Consider the following 9,682-nt stretch of genomic DNA (forward strand, 5'->3'; position numbering starts at 1 on the left):
TTTTTCAATCAATCCCACTCGGTAAGGCTTTTTATTAACTCTGATGGATTTATCCAAACATGCCTTGGTAGCTCAGCCTGGTAGAGCGAACGCCTCGTAAGCGTTAGGCCGCGGGTTCAGATCCCGCCCGAGGCTTTGTTTTGTTAATTTTTTAAAATATCTAGAAAATTATTAAGAGATTGATTCGTCAAAGGTTTCAATGTCCGTTTCTAACTCTTTTCCTAAACCTTCCCACCATTGTTTTGTTTGATCTGTCATATACTCCCCTTGTTATTTACGTAAAATTGTCCTTTATAGATCTGTCGGTTGATCAATAACTAATCATTTCATAACATGTTCTAAAAGTATTCTAATCTTCTCGCTTACTTTTCATTTTTCTATATATGATTATCAAAAGTGTACCTCCAGCACATCCCCAAAATAATTCAGATGTGCCATTTCTTATCCCATATGGTTCAAACAAACCAACAAAACCTAGCGACATTATTGCAACAAGGACTAATCCTATAATTTCAAGTATTTTTACCATGATCTTCTGTTGCCATCATGTAATATCAAAAAGATATATGGTTTTGTAAATTAATCAGTTTGTGGATAAATATCTCCTAGTGGTCTTGATCTTTATGGTAGTGACTATTCCTATAGCATTTGTTGAACCTTCTACTGGACAAATCAGAGATCAACCTCTCATTCCATTATTTTATGCTGCTATAGGTGGAATCATTGTAATTTTTGTTTACAGTTCTTACAAAGAACGAAAAGAACGTCAAAAGGCTAATGCTAAAAGAAGATCTAGAAAATAGATTTTAAAGCTCTAATCCAAATGATTCTGCAATACTTGAAAAATTCACATATGAATCCAAATATTGTCTGCCTTTTGGAGTTATTACAAAAGTGTTCTTTCCATCAAATTCGATTTTATTGATTAGACCTGCACCTGTTAAATTCTCTAAAAATTTAGATAATCTTGAATGTGATAAGTTTGCCTTTGTTAGAAGGGATGTTGTTTTAATGCCCTCTTGTCCAGACTGCTGAGTGGCAGTAAGAAGATCTGCAACAATTTGCATACTTGTTCTATAGGAAGTCATACGTTGCTATTCTCAAACTCAGATATAAGGGTATTACCATTAATTCAGATCAGATAAATAAGCTCCAAGTTGATTTTCATCCAATGTCATCCCAGTCATCTATTCCGTGGTTTGATGACTTTGTGGGTGTTGCCTACAGGTACTATGATCTAAGAATGAACGTAGTTCCCCTATTTACCGACAGAAAAGAATCTGCATCTCTTTGGCATGATGTTATTCACTGGTGGGTAGATCCATCAATCAAAATCAGATTTTTAGAAATGTCTGATAAGTACTGGTTTATTCTTGGTGCTGATTCTCAAAAACCTGAAACTAATCTATCTTTTTTCAAAGAATTACCAAAATCTGAAAATTATGAACGATTTAAGAAAGGTCATGGAGGCGAAGCATACCTTCGTTTAGGTGTATATGCAAAAAAAAATCTTGATGATGTAAAAAAAGATGCTCTATGTGATTGTGGACATGAAGCTGAAGATCATGATGAAGGAGATGGCGATGTATGTCTTTTTAACAAATGTAAATGCAAGAAATTTTCTAGTTTTCAAATAAATTTGTTGAAAAAAAAGAAAACTATTACTGACATTAAATTTTTAGGGGAAAAAGATGTAAAAAATGATCCTCTTGTTTGGAATTGCCTTAATGTTAACAAGTATTCAAAATCTAAAGAAGACTAATCCAAATGTTTGTTAACTCTAATATGTTCTCCAGGATAAAACTCGTTTAATTTTTTGGAATAACATTTTCCACAAAGTGTTCCTTCTATCCCCCATTCCTCCATTGCTTTGAAACGCAATTGGATTTTTTCATTGCAAATAACACATTTTTCTTTTAGTCCCAAAGTGCTTTAGCTCTTTTTAATCAATATAAAAAACATTCTGGAATATATCGTGCTTGGAAAAATTATGTTAAATATTACTGGTTTATAGTGAATTTAGGTAGGTAGTCTGACCAATGTAAACCTCCTGCAAGATTTTTACTTGGTTGGACTTCTACCTTCTAAATTAAAATAAACTACTTGCTAGTTTTTTCAGCGCTGCAATCTCATCCTCTTCCTGCCTAATTTTTTTATCAATTACACGAATCATTGAATCATTCCAGACATGTTGAGAGAAGAAATTATGCTTGGTATTTGCCAGTTCAATTTCATCATCTACTACAGTATCTTCAAGAAACTTGGTCACAATCACATCCGTAATTTTTAAAATTCTTGAATTAAGTTTGAAACTACGAAAAATAGGCTCTAATTTTCTTATGTCTCCTTTAAAATCTCCTTTTGATTCAAGGATTTTTTTATGGAGTATTCTAAAATAGACTGCAACAAAAAATAATGTTGCATATCTTTTTGTTTTGTGACCTCCCTGTTTTCCATACTTTAAGGATTTTTTTGCAAATTCTTTAACAAGATATGGATATAGTAAAATTCTATAATCATCTTTTAGATTATCATTGAAAATATCATCATACTTACTTCCTCTTGGGAGAAACTGAGCTGGTGAACTATATGCTTCTGTTGGCCTTTGTTCGATACCTGCAACTAATGATTGTATTGCATCCTTGGCAACAATAACTTTCTTATGATTATCTGGAAGATAATTATTGTATATTGAATCTCCCTCATATTCACATTGTTTAGATTTTGATTTAGTATCAAAAGAACCAGCTTGAATTTCATAAAAGTAACCACAATTTTTCAATTGTGATTTAATTGATTTGTGAAAATCCATTAACGAGACTAGATCTTTTCCTCTTACTGAATTTTGAGAATTTCTATACTTTGTAATGTTGTTTTGTTCCTGTTCGTCATCTGCTTTGATTATTGTCACTGTCATGGAACCATCCATGCTTTTTGTTCTCTTTGAATGATCAAGAATTGAATTTGATGTTTGCGCACCATTGACAATTTGAGGAGCATAAAGATCTATGATATTTTCACCCAATTCTGTAAAATCACTTACTACAATCGTTATTCCGTTATTATAAAAAAAGAATTTTCCTGGATTACTTTGTAGTGTTTCACGCAATCCTTTGTTGACTGTCGTCTTAAACTGCATCCATTGTCTAATGTTTGATTCAAAGACATAATCTCTATTTTTACTTACAAATTCAGTTAGTTCTCTTAGCTTTAAAATCCCTAATATTGTATTTTCATGTTTAAGCATTTTCTCTAACTTGATGGATGATTTTTTCCCAGCTGCTGGTTTTTTTATGCGATCCCACAGTTTTTGAATTATAACCCCCTCATCAATAATCTCGACTAATTCATCCTCATATTCGACTTTTTGGTCTGTAACATAACAGCATTTTATCTTCAGATTTTTTTCTTTAATTTTTGTTACTAGTTGGGCTAATTCTGGTCTCATTTTTGCTACATCTTTTGCAAGTAATCGCTTAGTATCTTCTTTGAATTTTGCAATTGCCTCTAGTGAGTGTGATGTACCATATTTTGATTGAAATAATCTAATCGTATTATCTGAAAAATCTACTGGAAGATAGGCATCGATTCCAAGATCATTTGCCCCATCAACAATTGCATCTGCCGCATCATCCTCTGTAGCCTCAAATACTCTAGTGAGAATCCATTGAAGAAAATTATTACCTTTTTCTACTTCACTTTTAGAATTCTCTGCGTATTCGTGAATACTTCCTCTGACATTTTCTGCAAAACCCTCTAGAGGCGGACTCGAATTTTTTTGTACCAAAAGCGTATGAGAGCCTGGTATGTATTCTAGTAATCCATTTTGATTTTGAGACAATTGATTTTTCTAAGATGTTATATATTTAGAGAATTGGGTAATTATGTAATAACTATGCTTTGGATGTGATATGATTTGCTAAAAAAAATAACTATTTTGGGAATTTCTGTAGTCATAATTCTAGTAATTATATCATATTCTATATCTGATAATCCAACTGAAAAAAATAATGATGAATTACAATTGATTGTAAAAGGTGATGTTGTAATGCCCTCAAAAGTCTCTCGTCCAGGATGCGAAGAAATGGATAGATGTTATGTTCCCTCTATAATTACAACTGAAACTGGTAAACAAGTTACTTGGGTAAATGAGGATTCGGCGTTTCATAGTGTAACTTCCGGTTTTTATGATGCACCATCTGACCTCTTTGATAGCGGTTATCTAGATCCTTCGGAATCCTTTGCCTTTACTTTTACTGAATCAGGTACCTATGATTATTTTTGTACTCTTCATCCTTGGATGAAGGGACAAGTAATAGTAGAATAAGGTACCCGAGGGAGTCGAACCCCCTTGTATAAGCTTTGCAGGCTCACGCATAACCGTTCTGCCAGAGTACCGTTTTAAAAAACACAAAATCAACAATTAAACTCTTTAGATTAGAATTTGTTAAACGGCTTTGAAGCCAATTTTACATCTTCACCTTTTACAGTCTTTCTACCTGCATGAGAAGCCATATCTACTGCACTTTTTGCTACTCCATTTGCAATCTCTTCGATTATCCTTCGTAATTCATCTGCTGACTCATCACTTACTCTCTCAGCTCCGGCCTTCTTCAAAATTCGATACATTGCAGATAATCCCAATTCAGATGATCTCATAAATCCTATTTCATTTTTTTCCGAAAAAAGATAACGAGTGAAAAAATATCACTAAGGAATCGATTTATACAGACTCTTTTAAGAATTGATAAAGAAATGACTTGGTACTATGACTCTCATATACATCTGTCTGATCCTGCATATTCTTCTGATATGAAATTTATCTTAAAGGAAATGGAATATATCAAAATTAAAGCATGTTGTGTATCTATGGATAATGAAAATTCTTTAGAAACCTTAGAACTCTCAAAAAATAGTAATCTAATTTTACCTTTCGTAGGAATTCATCCTGAATGTGCAAATGATAATCTTGAACAAATGATAACTTTGATTGAAAATAATCACACTAGTATTTCCGGAATAGGTGAAATTGGATTAGATCCAACTTATGTACATAATGATGAAGACACTAAAAGACAGATTAATGTATTTGAAACATTATTGTCTGCGGCAGATAAATTTAACAAACCTGTTTCTATTCATTCCAGAAAAAGTCTTAATGATATTTTTGAAATTATGACCTCATATAACACCAAACATGCTTTACTTCATTGGTTTGATGGAAGCAAAAAACAACTCAAAAAAGCTATGGATATGGGATTTTTTGTTTCCTATGGACCAGTATTGGTTTATGCAAATGATAAACAAACACTACTTGCCAATACCGATGAATCAAAAATTTTAGTTGAAACTGATGGACCTGTAAGATTTTCTAGGTGTTTTGAAATGAAATCAGGGCAGATCAGCTTTATCCCAAGTGTTATTTTCTGTGCTTCAAAAATTCTAGGAAAATCATTTGATGAAATGGCTTCATTATTGGAAACAAATTCAAACTCATTTCTTGGAATATAGGTATAAAATACCCCCCTTACTTTAGACGCCTATTGGATAGAATAAAGCGTCTCTCATACGAGGTCTTAGCCGGTCATAAATCTAAATTTGGTGAAGATTTCGCTGATAATAAAAAAGTCCTAAATCAAATCGCAATTGTTCGTTCCAAAGGTCTTAAAAATGAAATTGCTGGTTACATAACAAATTTTCTCAAAAAAGAAATGAGAGAAGAAAAAGCAAAACAAGCAAGAATTGAATCTTCACGAACTGAGGAAATTCAGGCCGAAGAAATAGATGTGGAAATCACAGAGCCTGAGGCATCTGGAGAAATAATAGAAATTGGAGTAGATACAACTGTAGAAGAAACAACTGAAACTACAGAAGAAAAAACTGAATAATAAATTAAATACTATTTTCTAAATCAATTGAATATGATCACTGTAAAACTTGTTGGTGGCGCAAAAAAATCATTCCCAACATCAGAATTACAAATTGAGAAATCTGATATCTCTATTAATGAATTACTTGATTTGTTATTGAAGATAAAATCTGCTGATTCAGCTAAACTTGATACCGAAAATCTTCTAATTGCAATTAATGGTGTTGATTCATCTGCCATGGAAGGAAAATCCACAATTATAAAAAATAATGATCTTGTAAGTATTATCCCCATTATTCATGGTGGCTCATCTAAAAAATTAACCTTTGAGATTGGTAAAAAACAAATTCAGATACTTGAGATCAAAGGTCAAAAATCAATCAATGTCCAATTCCTTGATGATTTAAGGAAAAAATACCCAAACATTATACTTCAAGCAATATCTAGTAATTTTATTCTTAACAAATCACATCTGATCAAAATTATATCATTATCTTTTGAGTATAAAAAAAATAATGCAATGCTTTCAAACAAACTTGAAACTGATATCTTGATGCGGTATGCATTATCTAAACAAATATCTGATGCGATAAAAAATGCTGGAATCAAACCAAACAATAATTTCATTCTACTTGCAATTGGAGATAAAAAAACATTGAATTCATTATATAATGAATTATTACCACTTTCTGTAAGTATATTCTCAAAAAATAATGAACAGTTTTTGAAAAAATACTTTAAGATTACAAAAAATCAACTTGATTCTGTCTATTCAAAGAATCCTTTGGAAGACATATTGGTAGAAAAGGCATCTATTTTACTCTGAAATACTTCGTTTAGTTTTCTCAGTACTTAGAATGTCTGATTTTTTTAATATCGAAATTCCCGTTTTATTTCCTAAAATTTCAATTAAGATAACTTTGTCTGGAAATTCAAGAGAAACCTTATTTTTTATCTTATTTGCCACTTTTGAAATAATCTCTTTACTAGATAATTCCGAATTTCTTTTCCCTATGGATATCCTGTATGTTTCATCCTCTAAAATTTGACCAGACAGATCTTCTACTGTTTTCTCTATTTCTTCAATCTTTGATTCTATGAATTTTTGTATTGGTATTATTCTTAAACAATATCTGATACTCCATGGTTCATCAAGAACCATGTCTCTAATTTTGCTTACAACTTCTACGGGATCAAGTTTTGTTTCGGCAGTCAAAATTCCAGACATATTTGTGATAGAAACTTTGGATTCAGAGTCCCCAAATTCCTCTAAAATATTGATCAATTCATCTTCAGTTTCAGGCTCTAGGTGCCTGGCACAAGTTATGATTAAATTCATAAATCTAAAATCTCCTTTTTACTCAAAGCACCATCACGAATAACTCTGATCTCATCATTCACTATCTCTATTATGGTCGATTCTCCCTTACTTGTAATTGTTCCACCATCTAAAAAAATATCAAAATCGTGGATATTTCTGAAACATTCATCAGAATTTGTTAGTGATACATTTCCTGAAATGTTTGCACTTGTACCGACAATAAAATTACATTTTTTTAATAACTCCAAAGTACATTTATGGTTTGGAACTCTGATTGCAATCTTGTTGTTGTTCAAGTTTAATGATTCTTTTAATTTATCATCTGTAACTTTTAGAATCACTGTTAGCGGTCCTGGCCAAAATTTATCTACAATTTTTCTAGTTAGTTTATCAAAATGAGCAATTCTTTCTGCTATTTCTTTTGAATATGCTAAAACCGGTAATGATTTTGATATGTCTCTAGATTTTACCTTGTAAATTTTTTTCACTGCATTTATGTTGTATGGATTACATCCAATCCCATAAACTGTATCTGTTGGAAATACTGCAATTCCACCTTTATTGATGATTTCAGATACTTTTTCGATCCCTTCTTTATCACAATTTACTTTCAATGTCTGTTATGTTCTTTTTTTGTTTAATTACCATTTACTTTTGAATACGTTTTTACAGTTCATGCTTTAATTTGAAAAGTATGTCCGATTCATCTGACTATGAAGATAACGATTTTGAAGATGATTTTGAAGATGAATTTGAAGATATTCCTGCAGAAGATTAGATACTTAATCCAAAATTATCTGCAAAGTTTGTAAATGTATAATATGCCTGTAAAAATTCCCTCCCAGTTTGGCTAATTTTGTATTTATTTGAACCCTGATAATCTAATTGCTCTAAAAGTCCCTGTGAAACTAAAGTTTTCAAAATTCTTGAAATCCTGGAATGAGAAATGTTTGCTTTTCTAATTAGATAAGTAACTGTTGCACCATCTTCGTCTTGAAGATCATCTCTGGTTGTAGCTAAGATATCTCCTATGATTTTCATATGAGTTCTATATTCTGCCATCTTACTATTGATTATTTTTAGAATTTCTATGATAGGGGATTGATATTTTCCAATATACTAAAAAGATAAAAGAATTTGACAAATCTTTGATTTTTATGAATTTTGAGCCTGTACTAATATTACTCTAGGTCCGCATCAAATTTTATCCTAGTCAATGGCACTTTGCTTACTGGAATTAATAATGCTATCAATCCCCCTATCTTGATAACCATTGATATTGGATATAGGATTGATTCAGGAAATACAAATGAATACCATCCTAAAAATTCCCCTAATGCTAAAAGACTTAATCCTATTGAAACTGAAATTGCTCCTTTGTTTTTGTTATCCAAATATGATAACATTGTTTCTATTGCCCCATATGCCAATAAAATGAATGAAACTGATCTGAAGATATGTTCCAATTGAACGGAAGACACTAGGAACAGTGGCAAAATTCCAACTGATCTGAAATAACTGGATTTTGGAAAAAATGATTTGATACTATGTGAGAAAGCAATAAAAAAATACCCTATTGTTTGAATTGCAATTCCTAAAGTTTGAATCCATCTTTCTATTGTACCTGATTTTATCACAAAGTCTTCTGTCATGTATCCTGCCCATATCACAAAAAAACCTAAACTAATTGAAAAGAATGCAATTGTTAATCGAAACAATGTTGGGCTTCCAGTATTTCTAAATCCTATTAATGCCATAATCCCTATGGCCAGTCCTACCAAAAATCCTATCAGATTTAATATGTTCTCTAATAAAAATTCCAATGATGCTTAGAAACTTCTTAAACTAATTATTTTAATCTGCTGAATCATTTTACCATGTTGTTAATCCCATTCATCCAATGATCCTGCAGTATGTCCTTCTGTACTACCAGTATAATCCCCAAGTATGTCTGAATATTTAGATTCATTATGTGCTATAAATTTCACATATTCTCCATAACTCATATCTAAATCACAGGAACCACATTTTACAGATGAAAAATCCATAGCTAATTCTGCATCCTTTTTACATTTTGGGCATTTAATCTTCATATAGATTTTGGTCTATGTTAATTATTATTACTTTACATTCAAACAACTGTTGGCTGAATTAATTCATAATTTAGAACATCGGTGAACCCATTTTTCTGATACTTGTTTTAGAACGATTTCTAGTATGTTTCGATAATACTCTTAATAGCTTCTGGCTTAGCTCTTCTAAAACTTCACTTATGTCAAATCCTACTGATTGAAAAATTAGAGGTGCATGATGTGATGTTGTAATCATTATGGATACTTCGTACGTTCCTTCATTTTTATTTCCAGATCTTTGTTGTTTTATTGATACTCTGGCTTCATGAATTTCTGAATATACTTTTTGCACTTTTTTTAATGTGTCTGCAAATTTTTTGCTAATGAGATTTATATTTTTTTGATCTTCTGGTAATCCAA

At 31.4% G+C, this 9,682-nt stretch carries 16 protein-coding genes, 1 tRNA gene and 1 pseudogene; 7 read left to right on the forward strand and 11 right to left on the reverse strand.

Going from position 1 to position 9,682, the window contains the following annotated elements; genetic code table 11:
• Positions 1 to 61: 61 nt before the first annotated feature.
• Positions 62 to 135 (forward strand) — tRNA-Thr (locus tag BD31_RS07440).
• 214 nt (positions 136 to 349) lie between these two features.
• Here the strand turns inward: BD31_RS07440 and BD31_RS07445 are convergent.
• Positions 350 to 529 (reverse strand): hypothetical protein, encoded by a 180-nt coding sequence (locus BD31_RS07445; RefSeq protein WP_008300739.1) that lies wholly within the window; start codon positions 527 to 529, stop codon positions 350 to 352.
• Positions 530 to 623: 94 nt separating this feature from the next.
• Here BD31_RS07445 and BD31_RS07450 point away from each other — a divergent pair, with 94 nt between their 5' ends.
• Positions 624 to 803: a hypothetical protein gene (locus tag BD31_RS07450; protein ID WP_008300710.1), complete on the forward strand. Its 180-nt coding sequence runs from the start codon at positions 624 to 626 to the stop codon at positions 801 to 803.
• Between the two features lie 3 nt (positions 804 to 806).
• Here the strand turns inward: BD31_RS07450 and BD31_RS07455 are convergent, their stop codons facing one another.
• On the reverse strand, positions 807 to 1,067 hold the full coding sequence (locus tag BD31_RS07455) for a winged helix-turn-helix domain-containing protein (protein WP_048097571.1): 261 nt from the start codon (positions 1,065 to 1,067) through the stop codon (positions 807 to 809).
• A gap of 104 nt (positions 1,068 to 1,171) precedes the next feature.
• Between BD31_RS07455 and BD31_RS07460 the strand changes: the two genes are divergently transcribed.
• Positions 1,172 to 1,762 (forward strand): hypothetical protein, encoded by a 591-nt coding sequence (locus BD31_RS07460; protein ID WP_008300724.1) that lies wholly within the window; start codon positions 1,172 to 1,174, stop codon positions 1,760 to 1,762.
• Here the strand turns inward: BD31_RS07460 and BD31_RS10360 are convergent.
• Both BD31_RS10360 and BD31_RS07465 read right to left on the reverse strand, forming a co-directional pair.
• Entirely contained in the window at positions 1,759 to 1,926 is a 168-nt protein-coding gene (locus BD31_RS10360; protein WP_008300733.1) for a hypothetical protein, read from the reverse strand. The genes BD31_RS07460 and BD31_RS10360 overlap by 4 nt on opposite strands.
• 163 nt (positions 1,927 to 2,089) lie before the next feature.
• A complete protein-coding gene (locus BD31_RS07465; RefSeq protein WP_008300726.1) occupies positions 2,090 to 3,841 on the reverse strand; it encodes an AIPR family protein in 1,752 nt (583 codons plus the stop codon).
• Between the two features lie 75 nt (positions 3,842 to 3,916).
• On the opposite strand from BD31_RS07465, the gene BD31_RS07470 reads away from it, so the two are divergent.
• Positions 3,917 to 4,327: a cupredoxin domain-containing protein gene (locus BD31_RS07470; RefSeq protein ID WP_008300738.1), complete on the forward strand. Its 411-nt coding sequence runs from the start codon at positions 3,917 to 3,919 to the stop codon at positions 4,325 to 4,327.
• Positions 4,328 to 4,437: 110 nt separating this feature from the next.
• Here BD31_RS07470 and BD31_RS07475 read toward each other — a convergent pair whose 3' ends face one another.
• Entirely contained in the window at positions 4,438 to 4,659 is a 222-nt protein-coding gene (locus tag BD31_RS07475; protein ID WP_008300737.1) for a histone family protein, read from the reverse strand.
• A 96-nt stretch (positions 4,660 to 4,755) separates the two neighbouring features.
• Here BD31_RS07475 and BD31_RS07480 point away from each other — a divergent pair, with 96 nt between their 5' ends.
• From BD31_RS07480 to cgi121, 3 genes are read left to right on the forward strand one after another with little or no spacing between them, the layout of a single operon-like run.
• A complete protein-coding gene (locus BD31_RS07480; protein ID WP_008300720.1) occupies positions 4,756 to 5,511 on the forward strand; it encodes a TatD family hydrolase in 756 nt (251 codons plus the stop codon).
• Positions 5,512 to 5,543: 32 nt separating this feature from the next.
• A complete protein-coding gene (locus BD31_RS07485) occupies positions 5,544 to 5,888 on the forward strand; it encodes a hypothetical protein (RefSeq protein ID WP_008300732.1) in 345 nt (114 codons plus the stop codon).
• A gap of 33 nt (positions 5,889 to 5,921) precedes the next feature.
• Positions 5,922 to 6,695, forward strand: coding sequence for a KEOPS complex subunit Cgi121 (gene cgi121 / locus BD31_RS07490; RefSeq protein WP_008300735.1), 774 nt, complete (start codon positions 5,922 to 5,924; stop codon positions 6,693 to 6,695).
• On the opposite strand, the gene BD31_RS07495 is transcribed toward cgi121, so the two are convergent.
• From BD31_RS07495 to BD31_RS07520, 6 genes and pseudogenes are all read right to left on the reverse strand, one after another.
• The gene (locus BD31_RS07495) at positions 6,687 to 7,208 is read right to left on the reverse strand and encodes a THUMP domain-containing protein (RefSeq protein ID WP_008300730.1); all 522 of its coding nucleotides are present in this window, start codon (positions 7,206 to 7,208) and stop codon (positions 6,687 to 6,689) included. The two genes, cgi121 and BD31_RS07495, sit on opposite strands and share 9 nt — an antisense overlap.
• Positions 7,205 to 7,804 (reverse strand): L-threonylcarbamoyladenylate synthase, encoded by a 600-nt coding sequence (locus BD31_RS07500; protein WP_008300728.1) that lies wholly within the window; start codon positions 7,802 to 7,804, stop codon positions 7,205 to 7,207. Before BD31_RS07500 ends, BD31_RS07495 begins: the two co-directional genes overlap by 4 nt.
• A gap of 160 nt (positions 7,805 to 7,964) precedes the next feature.
• Positions 7,965 to 8,252 carry a winged helix-turn-helix domain-containing protein gene (locus BD31_RS07505; protein WP_008300714.1) on the reverse strand — a complete coding sequence of 96 codons (288 nt, stop codon included), beginning with the start codon at positions 8,250 to 8,252 and terminating at the stop codon, positions 7,965 to 7,967.
• A gap of 119 nt (positions 8,253 to 8,371) precedes the next feature.
• Positions 8,372 to 9,013 (reverse strand): hypothetical protein, encoded by a 642-nt coding sequence (locus tag BD31_RS07510; RefSeq protein ID WP_193353392.1) that lies wholly within the window; start codon positions 9,011 to 9,013, stop codon positions 8,372 to 8,374.
• A 60-nt stretch (positions 9,014 to 9,073) separates the two neighbouring features.
• Entirely contained in the window at positions 9,074 to 9,283 is a 210-nt protein-coding gene (locus BD31_RS07515) for a hypothetical protein (protein ID WP_048097572.1), read from the reverse strand.
• 70 nt (positions 9,284 to 9,353) lie between these two features.
• Positions 9,354 to 9,682, reverse strand: a pseudogene (locus BD31_RS07520) (CBS domain-containing protein); the annotation flags it as partial.

It is taken from the genome of Candidatus Nitrosopumilus salarius BD31 (assembly GCF_000242875.2).
GTDB classification, from domain to species: domain Archaea; phylum Thermoproteota; class Nitrososphaeria; order Nitrososphaerales; family Nitrosopumilaceae; genus Nitrosopumilus; species Nitrosopumilus salarius.

Bases quoted from the DNA above. Each gene is read 5' to 3' on its own strand.
- BD31_RS07445 (WP_008300739.1), bottom strand. From the start codon at position 529: ATGGTAAAAATACTTGAAATTATAGGATTAGTCCTTGTTGCAATAATG.
- BD31_RS07450 (WP_008300710.1), top strand. From the start codon at position 624: ATGGTAGTGACTATTCCTATAGCATTTGTTGAACCTTCTACTGGACAA.
- BD31_RS07455 (WP_048097571.1), bottom strand. From the start codon at position 1,067: ATGCAAATTGTTGCAGATCTTCTTACTGCCACTCAGCAGTCTGGACAA.
- BD31_RS07460 (WP_008300724.1), top strand. From the start codon at position 1,172: ATGTCATCCCAGTCATCTATTCCGTGGTTTGATGACTTTGTGGGTGTT.
- BD31_RS07475 (WP_008300737.1), bottom strand. From the start codon at position 4,659: ATGAGATCATCTGAATTGGGATTATCTGCAATGTATCGAATTTTGAAG.
- BD31_RS07480 (WP_008300720.1), top strand. From the start codon at position 4,756: ATGACTTGGTACTATGACTCTCATATACATCTGTCTGATCCTGCATAT.
- cgi121 (WP_008300735.1), top strand. From the start codon at position 5,922: ATGATCACTGTAAAACTTGTTGGTGGCGCAAAAAAATCATTCCCAACA.
- BD31_RS07495 (WP_008300730.1), bottom strand. From the start codon at position 7,208: ATGAATTTAATCATAACTTGTGCCAGGCACCTAGAGCCTGAAACTGAA.
- BD31_RS07505 (WP_008300714.1), bottom strand. From the start codon at position 8,252: ATGGCAGAATATAGAACTCATATGAAAATCATAGGAGATATCTTAGCT.
- BD31_RS07515 (WP_048097572.1), bottom strand. From the start codon at position 9,283: ATGAAGATTAAATGCCCAAAATGTAAAAAGGATGCAGAATTAGCTATG.